This is a genomic window from Geobacter grbiciae (genome assembly GCF_018531165.1).
GTDB lineage: Bacteria > Desulfobacterota > Desulfuromonadia > Geobacterales > Geobacteraceae > Geobacter > Geobacter metallireducens.
Map to the genome: position 1 here is coordinate 1 of NZ_JAHDIW010000017.1, position 15,447 is coordinate 15,447.

The following is a 15,447-nucleotide window of genomic DNA, read 5'->3' on the forward strand; positions in this document are numbered from 1 at the left end:
TACTTCCTTCTGAAAGTCCACCAGCACTGCGGACTCCTCAACCAAAGGCGCTTCAACTAAAAAACGAAAGACTCTATTAATAAGTGCTTTTGATAAAGTCAGCCTAACAAGCGGTGCAGGACTACCGAGAGGGTTAAGTATAAGCTCAACTCTTGCTGAAATTGTAATGAGAAGTTTCGATAGGTATGTGTCACAGCTAAATGGGGTATACTTTTATTCAAGATACGTTGACGATATTATTATTTTTAGCCACCGTGATTCGGGCTACATATATACTGATGTTGTGAATTTCTTGAAAGAAGAGCTAGGAATGATCCTTAATAACAATAAAACAAATCTTATTAAATTTAACTGTTATTGCGACGAGTTATGCAAATGCACTATTTCAGGATCATGCAAGCTTGTATGTAAGTGTTCTAAGCAAATAGGTTGTGAGATTTGCTTTGAATACCTTGGCTATGGATATAGGTTGAAAGTTTCTGCTGATATAAAAAAACCAAATACTCCGGTAGTCTATTTGTCAGAAACTAAGGTAAAAAAATATAAGTCAAGATTGATTCATACTTTATTATCACATGCAAATAACCCTGATTTTGACTTACTTAAGAAACGGATTAGTTTTTTGACAGGGAATTTTTTTGCTGATCCTGAATCAGACAAAAATATCATTAAATCTGGAATTTATTACAATTATCGAATGCTCACGGAATTTAGCGCACTCGATGAATTGGACAAGTTTTATCATAAATCATTATTTTCGAGAAATGGGAGCCTTGGCAATAAAATAGCAATATCATTGCTGCCAGCGCAACAGTCAGAACTAGTTAGATACAGTTTTAAGAGTGGATATGCCAACAAGATACTTCATAAGTTTACTAGAAGCGATATGGCTAAAATTAAGGAGTGCTGGCAAGCATGAAAGTAGATAAAAAAGATTACTACCGTGTTTTATTAACCGAAGTACTTCCATATGAAATACCTCTTTGGTTTTCTAATAGAGGTATTCATTGTTTTTACACATCTACAGCAAGCAAGACTTGTCCAACTCTGGTTAACTTACTACTTGGAATCAAGAAAACACTTATATATTCGCCATTTAAATACAAAATAAGAAAAAATCAACACAGTTATCGTACGTTATCGATTATACATCCAATAAGGCAGCTAGCAGTTGTAGAATTTTATAAGAAGTATGATCATTTAATTCTTGCCTTTTGCAATAGAAGTCCAGTCTCTCTAAGGCATCCAAAATCAATTGCCGCAACTTATTATGAAGGTTCTCTTAAAAAGAAAGAATCATCATATGATTCTGACCATGTAGAAATATCTAGGGATGGTTTTGACCCGCAAAATACACATTCTAGCTCATATTTCTGTTATGAGCATTATCCTTTTCTATATAAGTTTTTCGATTCATACGAATTCAATAATCTGGAAAAGAAATATACATATTTGACCCGATTCGATATTGGGAACTGCTTCAATAGCATATATACGCATACTGTCTCATGGGCTGCAAAAGACAAAGAAACAATAAAGGAAACACTAAATTATTTTTCGTTTGAAAATGAATTCGACAAGTTGATGCGTGAATCGAAGGCTAATGAAACTAACGGTATCGTGATCGGTCCCGAAATATCTCGAATATTTGCGGAAGTCATACTGCAGAAGATTGATATATTGGCTATAGATAAAATAAAGACTGAACTGGGATTGATACATAATTATAATTATTCTCTTAGAAGATATATTGACGATTATTTCTTATTCACACACACAGATGGTGAATCTAACAAAATAAGAATCATAATTGAATATGTATTGGACGAGTTTAACTTTAGCTTAAATGAATCAAAAACAAAAAAACTTGTAATTCCATTTGTAAGTGACTTGTCTCTTGCAAAAAGCGAAATCAATGCCGTTTTTGAACGACTCGACACTCTTTTAACTAAATCAATTGACTCGAGTTCTGACTTGATAAGGCCATTAAGATCATCATATGAATCGACAAAATATACGCAATCGTTCAAATCACTAATATCTAAGTATAATATTCCAGTAGAAGGTATATCTACCTATATTATGGGTAGACTTAGGGGTATGTTTTTTAAATTAATAGATCATATTGACGAAATGGAAACATCTTCAATCTCTAATATTGTGAAGGAAAATATTGGAAATATATTTCTTATACTAATAGATATTGTTTCCTATTTCTTATGCGTTGATACTCGTCCTAGATCAACTTATATTTACGCGCAAATTGTAACAAAATTAGAGAAATCAGTACTGATAAGTAATGACGTAATACTAACTAATTTGATTTCAAAAAAAATGTCTGATGAAGTAATTGCAGCTATAAAAAAGGTGTCATTAAAAGAAGATTCCTTTAGCTTAGAGATGATAAATATGTTAGCTATTCAGAGACAAATCGACAAAGAATTTAGTTTCAGTCCTGATGAGTTCGACAAACTAACTAAAATATCAAAACTAATTGAACTGAAACTGATAGATTATTTTCAGACAATTGCAGCATTGAAATATTATGCTGATAAACATGAATTTATGCCTTATATGAAAACTCTTTGTGATTACATAGTAGAAGTATTCACACTAAATCCTAAAATTATGAATGATGCTGGTTGGTACTGCCTAGTCTTCGATTTTTTAGCCTGCCCATACGTCGATAACAATTATAAAATAAAGCTATCTGATAAACTTTTTGAACATTTTAAAATACAAAGCACACCTGTAAAAATTCAAGAAGCGATTAACTATATGAAAAAACGTGAATGGATGACTAATTGGAATCCAAAATTGAATTTAGAAGTTCTCCTTGAGAAATTTGAGTTGAATCAAGCCTATTAATCTTCTATATTGGGAATGGAATCGGTTAGGAGTGCAAAGTGGTGATGATGAATAATCACCATGAATACCATTTCAATTACTTTTATGCTTTGCTAGCTTTTTTTATAGTGTGAAGGTGATTGGATATGGGGTCTGTTGTTTTTAACAATGGACACACACACAACTCTCCAAATCGATTTCAAAAGGCGGCCAATTGGCCGCCTTTGCTGTTTGTCATGGCTGAAAAAAACCTCTTGACCCGTCTACCACTTCACAGTTTAGCGTTGTCCTTGTCATGGCCATGATACAATTACAAACGAGATGAAAAGGAGAACGAAAGAGGTGGCCCCCATCAGTAGGACGGGTTGGCGGCGAAAATAAGGTGGATTGCAGTTGCCGTTATGCCGCCTCTTGAAGACAAGGGCCGGCGTAGCCGGGCCGGGGTCTTTGCCAATATGCTTCATCCGGTGTGCGGTCGTCCAGACTGGAGTGAGGACGGCGCGTGTTGTAGAAATCGATCCAACGCTTCAGGCCTTGCCGGACTTCGCTGCCGGTTTCGAAAGTGTGCAGGTAAATGCACTCGTATTTCAGTGAGCGCCATAGACGCTCGATCATGACGTTGTCCATCCAACGTCCCTTGCCGTCCATTGAGATGCGGATGTTGGCATCTTTGAGCACTGTTGTCCAGGCGTCGCTGGTGAACTGGCTGCCTTGATCAGTGTTAAAGATCTCTGGCTTGCCGTAGCGCTCCAGCGCCTCTTCGAGGGCGGCTACGCAAAAATCCGCCTCCATGGTGTTGGACAACCGCCAGGACAGGACCTTTCGGGTGGCCCAATCCATGATCGCCACCACACAGAATCTACGGGGTCAGGTCTTGAATTATAAGTTTTTACTGTTACCCTTTTCCCCATGGCTCGCCCCTTACGCATAGAATCCCCCGGCGCCGTCTATCACGTCACCTCCCGCGGCAACGCCCGGGCGGACATCTTCGCCGATGACCACGACCGCCAGACCTTCCTTGCCATCCTCGGCCAGACCGTCAAGCGCTTCAACTGGCTCTGCCACGCCTACTGCCTCATGGGCAACCACTACCACCTCCTCATCGAAACCCCGGAAGGAAACCTTTCCGCCGGCATGCGCCATCTGAACGGCGTCTATACCCAGGCATACAATCGCACCCACCGGGTGGATGGTCATCTCTTCAAGGGGCGGTTCAAGGCCGTGCTGGTGGAAAAGGAGAGCCACCTGCTGGAGCTGTGTCGCTATGTGGTGCTGAACCCGGTGCGGGCCGGTATGGTCGAGCGGCCGGACCAGTACCGGTGGAGCAGCTATCTGCCGACCCTTGGCAGGGCCCCTTTGCCCGGGTTTCTCTGCACTGAGTGGCTGCTGGCCAATTTCTCCGCCACCCTGGCCGAGGCCCGGCGTCGCTACTGGCAGTTTGTCAAGGAGGGGATGGGACAGCAGGAATCACCATGGGAAAAGCTGTGCGGTCAGGTCATCCTCGGAACGGAGCTGTTTGTCGAGCAGGTGCGAGAGCGTCTTGGCGGAAAGGAGGAGATCCATGAAATCCCGCGCCATCAGCGCCATGCGGGACGCCCGGCACTGGATCTCCTGTTTCCGCCTGGCGAAAAGCGCGCGAAGGGGGAACGCAACCGGCTGATCCAAATCGCCCATGGGCAGCACGGCTACACACTGACGGAAATCAGCCGGGCTCTCGGTATCCACTACACCACGGTCAGCAAGGTGATCAACGCGGAAAAGTGATAATTCAAGACCTGACCCCATGGATGCTTGACCCCATGGATGCTCTGACCCCATGGATGCTCTGACCCCATGGATGCTCTGACCCCATGGATGCTCGGGAGGTGGTGGCCGAGGCCCTGGGCCGCGACTACAACAAGGTGGCCAATTACCACCGCGAGGGGATCTGCGGCGAGCGGACGAAGGAAGAGATCGGCATGCAGACCGTGCGCGGCGGCGACATTGTGGGCGAGCACACCGTCTACTTCATCGGCATGGGGGAACGGATCGAGATCAGTCACCGGGCCATGACCCGCGACATGTTCTCCCGCGGCTCCGTTCGCGCCGCCCAGTGGGTGGTGGGGAAGGCGCCGGGGCTCTATGACATGCAGGATGTCCTGGGTCTGAAATAACTTAACTTCTGCCACAGAGACACAGAGGCACAGAGAAAACCTGAAGACTTATAGGTTTAACCCCAACGTCCGGTTTTGGTGAAGCCAAAAAAGTTTTTTGCTTTTCTCCGTGTCTCCGTGTCTCTGTGGCAAATTTTTTTGGAGGGTTTTTCGTGGCAAAAATCAACGACAACTACCTGAAACTCAAGGCAGGCTACCTCTTCCCCGAGATCGGCCGCCGCGTGCGGGAGTTTTCCGCCGCCAACCCCGAGGCCAAGGTCATCCGCCTCGGCATCGGCGACGTGACCCGCCCCCTTGCCCCGGCAATCATCAAGGCGTTCCACGACGGCGTTGACGATCTGGCCACCATTGACAACTTCGCCGGCTACGGCCCGGAGCAGGGGTACGACTGGCTCATCAATGCCATCATCGAGAAGTCCTACCAGCCCCTGGGCGTTTCCCTCAAGACCGAGGAGATGTTCATCTCCGACGGCTCCAAGTGCGACTGCGCCAACATCCTCGACATCTTCGCCCTGGACAACGTCGTGGCCATCGGCGACCCGGTCTACCCGGTCTACAACGACACCAACGTTATGATCGGCCGCACCGGCGATGCCGACGAGAAGGGGTACTACAAGGGGATCGTCTATATGCCCTGCACCGAGGCGAACGGCTTCATCCCGTCGCTCCCCACGGAAAAGGTGGACATCATCTACCTCTGCTTCCCCAACAACCCCACCGGCACCGTGGCCACCAAGGCCGAGCTGAAGAAGTGGGTCGATTACGCCAACGCCAACGACGCCGTCATTTTCTTTGACGCCGCCTACGAGGCCTTCATCACCGATCCCGCAATCCCCCACTCCATCTACGAGATCGAAGGGGCCAAGAAGTGCGCCATCGAGTTCCGTTCCTTCTCCAAGACCGCCGGCTTCACCGGCGTTCGCTGCGGCCTCGTGGTCGTTCCGGAAGAGGTAATGGGGACCACGCCGACGGGGGAGAAGTACAGCTTCAACAAGCTCTGGCTCCGCCGCACCACCACCAAGTTCAACGGCGCCTCCTACCCGGTGCAGAAGGCCGCCGCAGCCGTCTACTCCGACGAGGGGTGGAAGCAGAACAAGGAAATCATCGATTACTACATGGAGAACGCCCGGATCATCCGCGAGGGCCTTGCGGCCGCCGGCCTCACCGTCTACGGCGGGGTCAACGCCCCCTATATCTGGCTGAAAACGCCGGGCGGCATGAGCAGCTGGGACTTCTTCGACAAGCTCCTCACCGAGTGCAATGTCGTGGGGACGCCGGGAAGCGGCTTCGGCCCCAGCGGCGAAGGGTTCTTCCGGCTCTCGGCCTTCGGCCATCGCGAGAATGTGATTGAGGCGGTGGAGAGGATAAAGAAGAATTTGAAGTAGGATGAGCAATTGCGAAGGGCAGCCGATGGGCTGCCCTTCTTGCGTTTCGGGAATCGCGGAAGTATACTCCGGTTAGAATATTTCAAGGGGTGGCGCTATGGTCAGGAACAAAAACGATATCATCATGTTCTTGCAAAAGCACAAGGATGAACTTGCGCAGCGTTTTGGCGTCGTGAGTGTCGGTCTCTTCGGCAGTTACGCCCGTGGTGAGGCACGCGAAGATTCAGATATCGACATCGCCATCGAACTGACCCCCGACAAGAAATCCCTGAGCAATTTTCTCGGTATCCGGCGGTACCTCGAAGAACAGTTCGGCAAGACGGTAGATCTGGGGATAGAAAGCACCTTAAAGCCGTTGGTTCGGGAACTGGTTGCCAAGGAAATAATCCATGTCTAAACGTTCACCGCTGCTCTATTGTCGGAATATCCTCGAATCCGTTGGAGCTGGTGGAAAAGGATGAGGAGAGCCGGCTCTTCGTCCCCTGGGACGAAATCGATGCGACCTTCCGTCTGGCGACGTGAGGGGAGTTAAGCAAGCTTTGCCGGGAATTTCAGGAGATCCACATGGCTACTTCAGCTGATATTCAAAATATTTCCGATCAGATCCGCAGGGAGTTCTCACCCCGGAAAATCATCCTGTTCGGTTCCCATTCTTGGGGTACGCCGTCGGACGATTCGGATGTCGATCTTCTGGTAATTGCGGATTTCGAGGGGAAACCGTGGCGTTTTGCCGTTGAGATCAGGGAGCGTATCAGAGCCACTATCCCGCTCGATTTGATGGTGCGTACACCGGAGCAACTCCGGGAACGTCTGGCCAAGCACGATATGCTGCTGACCGAAATTGTCGACCGCGGCACGGTGCTGTATGAAGCCTGAGACTGCCGAATGGACGAGCAAGGCTGATGCGAACCTTGCCACGGCGCAACGTGAGGCCTCTGTTGATGACGGGCCGAATTACGATGCGGTCTGTTTTCACGCCCAGCAGTGCGCCGAGAAATATCTGAAGGCCATTATGGTTGAGACGGGCATGCGCGTACCGCGCATCCATGATCTTGAGGCGTTGGTCAATCTGTTGTTCGGGGAATATGCCGACTTGGAGCGGATTCTGCGCTTCGCCAGAATACTGTCGGCAATGGCGGTTGAGGTCAGGTATCCGGGAATGACGGCGGATGAGGATGATGCTGCGGAGTCGCTCAAAGCTGCGACGTTGATTCGTGAGGCAGTGCAGGAGATTTTGTGCAGTTTTGGGGATGATGGAATTAAATAAGGTGTCACCGGAATTTCCGGAATTTCTTTCATATACATCACATCAGGAGGTGCATAGCATCATGTTGAAATGGCATATCCGCAACTTCATCTTATTTGCCGCTACCGTTTTTGCTCTCGGAGGTTGCGTCACTCCCTACCCGCAGCAAGGTGCTTCTGCCGGTGCCGCTATCGGGGGGATTACCGGGACAATTCTTGATGAGCGCTATCCTTGGCGTGGTGGAATAGTTGGTGCTACCATTGGGGCCATCGCTGGTGCAACCCTTTCAGAAATCTCTGCGCAGGGGGCACGCGAAGTCGCCTATGCGGAGCGGCCGGTAGAATATCGCATGGAGGGAGGTGGCGGTTACTACTATGCTGAGCCGGCCGGGTACGATGAGCGTCGCTGCAAACGTGTGAGGGAAAAGATCTATGACGATGGCCGACTGATTCGAGAACGGATCAATGTAATCTGCGATGAAGATAACAGCCATTATCGCCACCGCCATCATCACGAAGATGATCAGGGTGAGGATGACGATGATGACTGATATGCCTTTATGGTTTACAGAATTCCGGGGACAGCATTCTTAACGTAAAAGGCGGCCAAATGGCCGCCTTTTACGTTTCCTGCGTATATGTGACAATGAATTACAGCGTCACGTCCAGTTCGTTCTGGGTCAGTTGCTCCCGGTCCTGCTTCTTCCGGATGAGCACCAGTTCGCCGGTTTTGGTCCTCATGACGGCCCCCGGCTTGCGGTGGGAGTTATAGTTCTCCGGCGACATGCTCTCGGAGTAGGCGCCGGTGCCGCCGATGACGACGTAGTCGCCGATCTCCGGCTCAACAATCATGACCGGTACAATGTTCCCCTCTTTGTCGAGGCGGACCGAGTCGCCGCTCTCGCAGCAGCGGCCGACGATGCCGAAGGGCTTCAGGCCCGCCGTGGGGGTCTGGTCGTACTCGCTGGAGAGGAGCGTCCCGTCCTGGCGGACGATGGCGATGGGATGCTCGGAGCCATAGAGGAGTGGCCGGGTCAGCAGTTCCATGCCGCCGTCGACGATGAGGAAGTTCATCTCATTGGTGAACTTCTTGTCGATGATGCGGGTGACGATGTGCCCAGAGTTGGCCACCACAAAGGTCCCCGGCTCGATCTCCATCATCAGTTCGCGGCCGGTGGCGGCCTTGAACTCTTCGATCCGCTGCTTTGCATAGGCCCCCAGGGAGGCGATGTCGGCCTGCTTCTCGCCCGGCATGCGGGCCACCTTGAGGCCGCCGCCGAAGCTGACGGTGACTGCATCGGGGAAGTAGGTTTTGACGAAGCCGAGCTCCCGGTCGATGTTCTCCTGCCACTTCTCCGGGGCTCCGCCCGAGCCGATATGGACGTGGACCTGGGTGAAGCGGAGCCCCTTCTCGTCGGCCAGGGCTTTCACGGTTGGGACGTCGCGAAGATGGACGCCGAAGCAGGAGTACTCGCTGCCGGTGTCGCGGGTGGCGCTTTCGCCGCCGCCGGCTGCACCCGGATGGACCCTCATGGAAAGGTCGATCTTGTTCTGGGCGGCAAAGTCGGCGATCAGCTGGAACTGCAGCATGGAGCAGACGTTGTACCTGAGACCGTCCTTGATCATGGCTTCCAGTTCGGTCCGCTCCTCGCCGGTGGGGACCTCCTGGGTGGTGAGCATCATCCGGCTGTAGGGGATGCCGGCGGCATGGGCCCGGGCCGCTTCGTCCAGGGAGGAGCAGTCCAGATCCAGCCCCTTGCCGGTGACGATGCGCAGGACGGTGCGGTCCGAGTTGGCCTTGATGGCGTAGCGGACGTGCAGGCCGTAGGCATTGGGCATGGCAATCAGCTGGTCGCAGCTGTTCTCGATGTACTGCTGGTCGTGGAGGTAAATGGGGGTTCCCCATTCCCCGGCGATCTTCGGGATAAGCGTTGCGTCGAGTCCGGTCGGACCAAAGGAAGTCATTGTCATTCGATCAACCTCATGGATGTGATGGTGATGTTTGGTTCCAAGATGCCGTCACGGCGGCATGAAAATGTTAATTCACTTTTTTAGCATTTTACATGGTTGCGGCGCAATAGCTCTTTCACAGGCGTTCAGGAAATGACCTGGGGCATGCGAAGGGATTCCGGGCCTAATTCCGGAGAATTCCGGCGGACAACTATCTCGAATAGTTCAAAAGGCGGTCAAACGGCGCCTCTGCCGTATCTGGATAAACTTCTTGCCGCCTGCTACTGGCTGTGGCACACTGTAGGTACTTAATTTGGTACCTAAAGGAGTGCCGATATGAATACCATTCCGGCCCAGGAACTGAAACGTCGCGGCATTGCGGCGGTTGACGGCTTGATTGAATCGGGTGATATCCACGTGATTCGCAACAACCGGCCCGAGTATGTCATTCTCTCTGAGGAGCGCTACCGTGAGCTGGTGGCCGAGGCCGAAGAGGCATATCTGGCCAGGGTGAAGGCATCGCTTGAAGATGTCAGGGCGGGACGGGTGAGGCGATTTGCCTCCGCCGAGAAACTGTTGCGGGCGCTCGACGCTGAGGGGAAGTAACCGTGTACAGTATCACCACATCGGAACAGTTTCTCCGCCAGGCGCGAAAATCCTTCAATAAACACCCCGATTTGAGACCCTGCTTTGCTGCCATCTTCGAGGCGCTCAAGCTGGATCCCTTTCAGCCAGGCCTCGGGCTGCACCCGCTTTCCGGCAAGCTTGCCGGCTGCCATGCCGTCAGGCTGACCTATTCCTACCGAATTACCCTGACCCTGCTGATCACCGAAAAAGAAATCATTCTTCTCGACATCGGCAGCCATGACGAGGTGTACCGGTAGTCAGTTCTGAAATGACAGGCGGCCAATAGGTCGCCTGTGTCGTGTCTGGAGGAGGAGCGTTGAGCCTCCCTGCTACTCCCGTACCCAGTGACAGGTATACCCTCCCGGGTTCTTCACCAGGTGATCCTGATGATACTCCTCGGTCCGTCACCAGCGGCCGGCCGGAACGATCTCGGTGACGACGGGCCGATTCCACTTCGCCCCGCCCGCCAGGGCGAGCCTCGTTGGTCCCATCCTCGGCAGCATCATCCCCCCGGCTGCGGCAGCAAGGCCCAGGAAGCAGATGGCGAGGCTGAAGACCCATGCCACCTGGCTGTTGGTCCAGTGGGTGTCGCAGAACGGCTTCTGGAAGAAGCTCCAGGCGTACACGGTCCCGAGGCAGACCATGAGCAGCGTGCAGATGATTGCGATCCCCCAGCGGTTGGGCGTCTTTTCCACCAGTCATCTCCTTGAGGGCTGCCCCACGGAGTCAGGAGAGGTGTGGGGCGTATAGAGGGGGAGGATAGTTTGTCGAGTCATATTGACGCCCGGAGACTCGCTAGCGTATTTTTGTGCATGGGATTCTTTACTGATAAACGAAATCGTCGAGAAGCTCGAGGGAGGATAGTGGTAGGGAAATGAAAATACAGAGATTGACGCCCGAAAATCGCCCAAAGGTCTACGCGCTCCTGCGCGGCGCCTTTCCCGGCAGTGACTATGAAGCCGCACTGGTGCAGAAACTCCATGATAATGGCAGAGTTATCCATGAATGGGTGTGCATCCATACCGGGAAGGCCATCGCCTACATCGCCTTTACCAACGCCTACCATGGCCGCGACATCTGCGGGCTGCACCTGGCGCCCATGGCCGTGGCCCCGGAATTCCAAGGGCGGGGGGTGGGGTCGGAACTGCTCAGGTTCGCCCTGCGACAGGAGACGATCAGCAGCCAGCACCTCTTCGTTCTGGGTGAGCCAGGCTATTACAGCCGGTTCGGCTTTGAGCCGTGCCGTGTGCCCATCTGCCCCTTCGACAAGAACAATGCGCATTTCCTGAGCATGCGCAACGCCACCGCCATCAATTTCGTGGTGGGCTATGAGCCCGAGTTTACGACCGCTGCCGCACCGGCGGAATCTCCCCGGAGCAGGAAGCGTGGGAGACGGTGATCGTCGGGAAGGCTCCGGATTCCGGGGACAGTCACGCATGAATAAATGGCGGCCAGTTTGCCGCCTTTATGGATGTGAACCGACGCCGTGCCGCTGTCTCAAGAACAACCAGACCAGCGGTGGCAGCACCAGCAGGTAGACGAGGAAGAGGAGCCGGAAGCTGTTCCCCACCCCGTGGGCATCGGCAAATCGGCCAAGGAGGGGGGCAGTGATGGCGAACAGCAGCCGGAAGCAAAGGGACTGGAGCGAGAGCATGCCTGCCCGGTTGGCCGACGGAATCTCGGCCTGAGCCACGTGCAGCAGGAACGGCCCCCGCATCCCCCGCATGGCCGTCAGCAGGTAGTAGAAGAGAAATCCCCACACTCCCGCCGCAAGCCCCAGCCCCAGGTATCCGCCCCAGACGAGGATTATCAGCAGGAAGATCATGCCGCGGTCGCGGAGCTGCTCCCGCAGCCGGTGGCTGAATACGGCAAAGATGGCCACGGTGAGGTTGGCCCCGGCCCAGATCGGGCCGAAAGAGGCGAGCGGCACGCCGGCGTCTCGCATGTAGGGCTGGATCAGCCAGACGGGGTAGAAGGAGGAGAGCCCGAGGGCGATGCTGAGGAGGACCGTCACCCGGAGGCGCCGGTTCTCGATGAAGACGTAACGCGCCGAGGCAAGGGACTCCTTCAGGTGGTTGACCTGGTGGTGCCGCTCGCGGGGCGGTTCGGCCATGCCGCGGGTGAGGAGGAGCGCCAGGACCCAGACCGCCACCTGGAGCATAAAGGGGAGGAGCGGATAGCGGGCGTAGAGCACCCCGGCGAAGAGCGCCCCGGCGGCCTCGCCGGTCTGGCCGAAGAAGGTGGAGCGCCCCTCGAACCGGCCGTATGCCGCTTCATCCCCCTTCTCCTTGAGGGATTCGTAGAGGAGCGCGCTGTCCGTGCCGCTGATGAACGAGGTGGAGATGCCGAGGAGGGTCTCGGCGATGAGGACATCCCGGAACGACGAGGCGACCGTGTAGACCCCCCAGCCGGCTATGCCGAGAACCGACGCCAGGGTCAGGGCGGTGCGGTAGCCGACCCGGTCGCTGATGTAGCCGGAGGGGTACTCCATCACCACCATTGCCACGGCGAAGATGCTCTGCAGGAGCAGGATCTGGGAGAGCGAGAGCCCGATGTGGTCCTTCCAGAAGAGGGTGATGACCGCCATGGGGAACAGGGTCATCTGGAGGAAGGAGAAGCCGTAGAGGAGGGGAATGTTGCGCCGGAGCGAAGTCATGGCGGCATTATGAAGCATTCCGGACCAATTATGAAGCGGGAAGGTAAGGCAGCCGACGGGCTGCCGTTGTCGATTCCCCTCTTGCAGTTTTGCCCGACTTTGCACCACAATGGTTGGGACGGCTGAACTTGGAACGTACGTTCATCCATGGACAGAAGGCGAGGCGGGCACGAAGATGTTTGACGGGATTTTCTGGGACAACGACGGGGTGTTGATGGAGACCGAGCACCTCTACTATCAGGCCAATGCCGAGGCGTTGGCCCAGGCGGGGGTGACGCTTACCCTTGACGACTTTCGCCGGATATCCCTGCGCCAGGGGGAGAGCGTGCTTGGCTTGGCCGCCGGCGCGGGGCTGGGTGACGAGGAGGCTACGGCGCTGCGCCGGGTGCGGGACGGAATCTATTACCGGCTTCTGGGGGAGGAGGCCCGGGTGATGTCCGGGGTGCGGGAAACCCTGGCGCGGCTCCACGGCCGGCTCCCCATGGCGATCGTCACCAGTTGCCGCCGGGAGAACTTCCTGCAGATGCACCGGCAGAGCGGACTCCTCGACTACTTCGATTTCATCCTCACCCGCGAGGATTACGGCGCCTCCAAGCCCGATCCCGAGCCATACCGGACCGCCTGCTCCCGGGCCGGGCTCGACCCCGGTCGCTGTCTGGCAATTGAGGATTCGGAGCGGGGTGTAACCTCCGCCGCCCGGGCAGGGCTCGTCGTTGCCGCGATCCCCGGCGACATGAACCGGGGGGGCGATTTCGGGGCCGCCCGCTGGCTTCTGGACGGCGTCCACGAACTGCCGACGCTTCTGAAGCTCGACGAGGCGAAAGGATTGTAATACCACGCGGCGCCGCCTTCACCAGGCGTTGACAAAAACACCGCCGCCATGTCATAAATCAACTGCCTGACGGGAAGCCGCTTCCACCTCATGAAGCGGCTTTCGTTCGTCATGGGCAGGCGCGAAAAAATGATCCGGAGAACGTGTGTGGACACCAGAAAGCAAGCATTGATCAGAAACAAGACCATAGCAACGGGATTGATGATTGGCGCGGCGATCCTGTTTTTAATCGCCCGCCTGCAGAAGGGGCATGGCGCCTGGGAGTGGGTGGCCGCGTTCGCGGAGGCGGCCATGGTGGGCGCCCTGGCAGACTGGTTTGCGGTGGTGGCCCTGTTTCGCCACCCGCTGGGGGTGCCGATTCCCCATACGGCGATCATCAAGAACAAGAAGGACGCCATTGCCGGGAACCTGGCCGGCTTCATCCGTGACAAGTTCCTTGCCACCGACACGCTGATCGCCAAAATGAGGGCCTACAACCCGGCCGAGCACCTGGCCGTCTACCTGATTGCGCGGGACAATGCCGCCGGCCTGGCCAGGGGGGTGACTCGGCTCTGCGCCGACTCCCTGGATTTTATCGATGACGAGCGGGTGCAGCGATTGCTGAGAGCCGCGCTGAGCAACCGGGTCGACAGCTTTGATGTCTCGACCTCCGCCGGAACGGTTCTCGATGCCCTGCGCAAGGACAATCGCCACCAGGTCGTGCTCGATGACCTGCTGCAGCGCTGTGCCGGGTGGCTGGCCGGCGAGGAGGCCCAGGCGCGGCTGGCCACGGCCATCGACGACCTGTGCGCCAAGGAATACCCGCTGCTGATGGCTTTTCTTCCCAACCGGGACAAGTTCGCCCGGGGGGCGGGGGAGAAGATCGTCAAGAGGATCAACGCCTTCATCCAGGAGGTCAATGCCGACCCCGGCCATGAGGTCCGGTACCGCTTCGACACCGCCGTGACCGGCTTCATCGCCCAGCTGAAGACCGACCCGGTGCTGCGCGACAAGATCGAGGCGATCAAGCGCGACGTCGTCCATAACCAGGCCATCAGCGATTATGCGCAGAGTATCGGCAGCGACCTCAAGAACTGGCTGAAGAACGATCTGCAGCAGCCCGAGTCGCAGGTGCGGGAGAAAGTTGCGGCGGCGGTTGCCGGCCTCGGTACGACCCTGGCGCACAACAAGGAGCTGCAGGAGTCCCTGAACGCACACCTGGAAACGCTGGTGCTGCACTACGGGGATACGCTGCGCACGGCGATTGCCGGCCACATAACCGGCACCATGCAGCAGTGGGAACACGAAGACTATACCAACGAGATCGAACTGAGCATCGGTTCCGACCTGCAGTTCATCCGGATGAACGGCACCCTGGTGGGAGGGGTGATCGGTCTGCTGCTGCACGCCATCTCGCTGCTGCTGTAAGTGGCAGCTGCGACGTTATGCTCAATTGAACAGGTGGCAGGCCGCCCCCCTTCAACTGCATGTGCGCCATGCATGGGGCGTTGCACTCCGTTCTTCGAATAATCAGATCGGCACGTCATCGACCACGTCGGCAGCGCTGTCGATCCCGTCATGGACCGCATTGCCAGCTACCGGAATGATTGAAATCACCGCACCGGTCACCCGCATGGGAACCGATACCAGTTTCGTCAGCACGCACCCCTGCAGCATGAGAAGCATCCCCATAATAATCATCATTCGTATCATCGTGTGTCTCCCTGGACTGTGTGTGCGGGGGCGTTTCCCTGCCGACCTGACGTATCTGCA

The 15,447-nt window shown here is 54.4% G+C and carries 16 protein-coding genes and 3 pseudogenes; 14 read left to right on the forward strand and 5 right to left on the reverse strand.

The window, feature by feature from the left end:
• Nucleotides 1-70 precede the first annotated feature (70 nt).
• Together drt3a and drt3b are read left to right on the forward strand one after the other, a co-directional pair.
• A pseudogene (gene drt3a, locus KJB29_RS16060) lies at nt 71-919 on the forward strand (antiviral reverse transcriptase Drt3a); the annotation flags it as partial.
• Nucleotides 916-2,868: an antiviral reverse transcriptase Drt3b gene (gene drt3b / locus KJB29_RS16065; RefSeq protein ID WP_215735401.1), complete on the forward strand. Its 1,953-nt coding sequence runs from the start codon at nt 916-918 to the stop codon at nt 2,866-2,868. The pseudogene drt3a and the gene drt3b, both read left to right, overlap by 4 nt.
• Nucleotides 2,869-3,246: 378 nt before the next feature.
• On the opposite strand, the pseudogene KJB29_RS16070 reads toward drt3b, so the two are convergent.
• Nucleotides 3,247-3,699 (reverse strand): annotated as a pseudogene (locus tag KJB29_RS16070) (IS3 family transposase); the annotation flags it as partial.
• Between the two features lie 57 nt (nt 3,700-3,756).
• On the opposite strand from KJB29_RS16070, the gene KJB29_RS16075 reads away from it, so the two are divergent.
• The 7 genes and pseudogenes from KJB29_RS16075 to KJB29_RS16105 all read left to right on the forward strand — a co-directional run bounded on the left by KJB29_RS16075 (nt 3,757) and on the right by KJB29_RS16105 (nt 8,181).
• Complete coding sequence (locus tag KJB29_RS16075) at nt 3,757-4,611, forward strand: REP-associated tyrosine transposase (protein ID WP_215735402.1); 855 nt, start codon at nt 3,757-3,759, stop codon at nt 4,609-4,611.
• A gap of 98 nt (nt 4,612-4,709) precedes the next feature.
• Nucleotides 4,710-5,000 (forward strand): annotated as a pseudogene (locus KJB29_RS16080) (4-hydroxy-tetrahydrodipicolinate reductase); the annotation flags it as partial.
• 152 nt (nt 5,001-5,152) lie between these two features.
• Nucleotides 5,153-6,385, forward strand: a complete 1,233-nt coding sequence (locus KJB29_RS16085) for an LL-diaminopimelate aminotransferase (RefSeq protein WP_215735403.1) — start codon at nt 5,153-5,155, stop codon at nt 6,383-6,385.
• 97 nt (nt 6,386-6,482) lie between these two features.
• A complete protein-coding gene (locus KJB29_RS16090) occupies nt 6,483-6,782 on the forward strand; it encodes a nucleotidyltransferase family protein (RefSeq protein ID WP_207164799.1) in 300 nt (99 codons plus the stop codon).
• 167 nt (nt 6,783-6,949) lie between these two features.
• Entirely contained in the window at nt 6,950-7,261 is a 312-nt protein-coding gene (locus KJB29_RS16095; RefSeq protein WP_215735404.1) for a nucleotidyltransferase domain-containing protein, read from the forward strand.
• Nucleotides 7,251-7,652 (forward strand): HEPN domain-containing protein, encoded by a 402-nt coding sequence (locus tag KJB29_RS16100; RefSeq protein WP_215735405.1) that lies wholly within the window; start codon nt 7,251-7,253, stop codon nt 7,650-7,652. The genes KJB29_RS16095 and KJB29_RS16100 overlap by 11 nt, the downstream gene beginning before the upstream one ends.
• On the forward strand, nt 7,630-8,181 hold the full coding sequence (locus KJB29_RS16105) for a hypothetical protein (RefSeq protein ID WP_215735406.1): 552 nt from the start codon (nt 7,630-7,632) through the stop codon (nt 8,179-8,181). The genes KJB29_RS16100 and KJB29_RS16105 overlap by 23 nt, the downstream gene beginning before the upstream one ends.
• A gap of 100 nt (nt 8,182-8,281) precedes the next feature.
• Here the strand turns inward: KJB29_RS16105 and KJB29_RS16110 are convergent, their stop codons facing one another.
• Nucleotides 8,282-9,601 (reverse strand): diaminopimelate decarboxylase, encoded by a 1,320-nt coding sequence (locus KJB29_RS16110; RefSeq protein WP_215735407.1) that lies wholly within the window; start codon nt 9,599-9,601, stop codon nt 8,282-8,284.
• A 315-nt stretch (nt 9,602-9,916) separates the two neighbouring features.
• Here KJB29_RS16110 and KJB29_RS16115 point away from each other — a divergent pair, with 315 nt between their 5' ends.
• Both KJB29_RS16115 and KJB29_RS16120 read left to right on the forward strand, forming a co-directional pair.
• Entirely contained in the window at nt 9,917-10,186 is a 270-nt protein-coding gene (locus KJB29_RS16115; protein WP_215735408.1) for a type II toxin-antitoxin system Phd/YefM family antitoxin, read from the forward strand.
• A 2-nt stretch (nt 10,187-10,188) separates the two neighbouring features.
• A complete protein-coding gene (locus KJB29_RS16120) occupies nt 10,189-10,464 on the forward strand; it encodes a type II toxin-antitoxin system RelE/ParE family toxin (RefSeq protein WP_215735409.1) in 276 nt (91 codons plus the stop codon).
• Between the two features lie 147 nt (nt 10,465-10,611).
• Here the strand turns inward: KJB29_RS16120 and KJB29_RS16125 are convergent, their stop codons facing one another.
• Complete coding sequence (locus tag KJB29_RS16125; RefSeq protein ID WP_246561760.1) at nt 10,612-10,902, reverse strand: hypothetical protein; 291 nt, start codon at nt 10,900-10,902, stop codon at nt 10,612-10,614.
• Nucleotides 10,903-11,081: 179 nt separating this feature from the next.
• Here KJB29_RS16125 and KJB29_RS16130 point away from each other — a divergent pair, with 179 nt between their 5' ends.
• The gene (locus KJB29_RS16130; RefSeq protein ID WP_215735410.1) at nt 11,082-11,606 is read left to right on the forward strand and encodes a GNAT family N-acetyltransferase; all 525 of its coding nucleotides are present in this window, start codon (nt 11,082-11,084) and stop codon (nt 11,604-11,606) included.
• 66 nt (nt 11,607-11,672) lie between these two features.
• Here the strand turns inward: KJB29_RS16130 and KJB29_RS16135 are convergent, their stop codons facing one another.
• Nucleotides 11,673-12,881 (reverse strand): MFS transporter, encoded by a 1,209-nt coding sequence (locus tag KJB29_RS16135; RefSeq protein ID WP_281412964.1) that lies wholly within the window; start codon nt 12,879-12,881, stop codon nt 11,673-11,675.
• A 157-nt stretch (nt 12,882-13,038) separates the two neighbouring features.
• Between KJB29_RS16135 and KJB29_RS16140 the strand changes: the two genes are divergently transcribed.
• On the forward strand, nt 13,039-13,695 hold the full coding sequence (locus KJB29_RS16140; protein WP_215735411.1) for an HAD family hydrolase: 657 nt from the start codon (nt 13,039-13,041) through the stop codon (nt 13,693-13,695).
• A gap of 147 nt (nt 13,696-13,842) precedes the next feature.
• Nucleotides 13,843-15,102 (forward strand): DUF445 domain-containing protein, encoded by a 1,260-nt coding sequence (locus KJB29_RS16145; protein WP_343213574.1) that lies wholly within the window; start codon nt 13,843-13,845, stop codon nt 15,100-15,102.
• A gap of 102 nt (nt 15,103-15,204) precedes the next feature.
• On the opposite strand, the gene KJB29_RS16150 is transcribed toward KJB29_RS16145, so the two are convergent.
• Nucleotides 15,205-15,387 carry a DUF6726 family protein gene (locus KJB29_RS16150; protein WP_004512818.1) on the reverse strand — a complete coding sequence of 61 codons (183 nt, stop codon included), beginning with the start codon at nt 15,385-15,387 and terminating at the stop codon, nt 15,205-15,207.
• Nucleotides 15,388-15,447 lie beyond the last annotated feature (60 nt).

Bases quoted from the DNA above. Each gene is read 5' to 3' on its own strand.
- KJB29_RS16075 (WP_215735402.1), top strand. From the start codon at position 3,757: ATGGCTCGCCCCTTACGCATAGAATCCCCCGGCGCCGTCTATCACGTC.
- KJB29_RS16110 (WP_215735407.1), bottom strand. From the start codon at position 9,601: ATGACAATGACTTCCTTTGGTCCGACCGGACTCGACGCAACGCTTATC.
- KJB29_RS16140 (WP_215735411.1), top strand. From the start codon at position 13,039: ATGTTTGACGGGATTTTCTGGGACAACGACGGGGTGTTGATGGAGACC.
- KJB29_RS16115 (WP_215735408.1), top strand. From the start codon at position 9,917: ATGAATACCATTCCGGCCCAGGAACTGAAACGTCGCGGCATTGCGGCG.
- KJB29_RS16130 (WP_215735410.1), top strand. From the start codon at position 11,082: ATGAAAATACAGAGATTGACGCCCGAAAATCGCCCAAAGGTCTACGCG.
- KJB29_RS16150 (WP_004512818.1), bottom strand. From the start codon at position 15,387: ATGATACGAATGATGATTATTATGGGGATGCTTCTCATGCTGCAGGGG.
- drt3b (WP_215735401.1), top strand. From the start codon at position 916: ATGAAAGTAGATAAAAAAGATTACTACCGTGTTTTATTAACCGAAGTA.
- KJB29_RS16135 (WP_281412964.1), bottom strand. From the start codon at position 12,881: ATGCTTCATAATGCCGCCATGACTTCGCTCCGGCGCAACATTCCCCTC.
- KJB29_RS16090 (WP_207164799.1), top strand. From the start codon at position 6,483: ATGGTCAGGAACAAAAACGATATCATCATGTTCTTGCAAAAGCACAAG.
- KJB29_RS16100 (WP_215735405.1), top strand. From the start codon at position 7,251: ATGAAGCCTGAGACTGCCGAATGGACGAGCAAGGCTGATGCGAACCTT.
- KJB29_RS16095 (WP_215735404.1), top strand. From the start codon at position 6,950: ATGGCTACTTCAGCTGATATTCAAAATATTTCCGATCAGATCCGCAGG.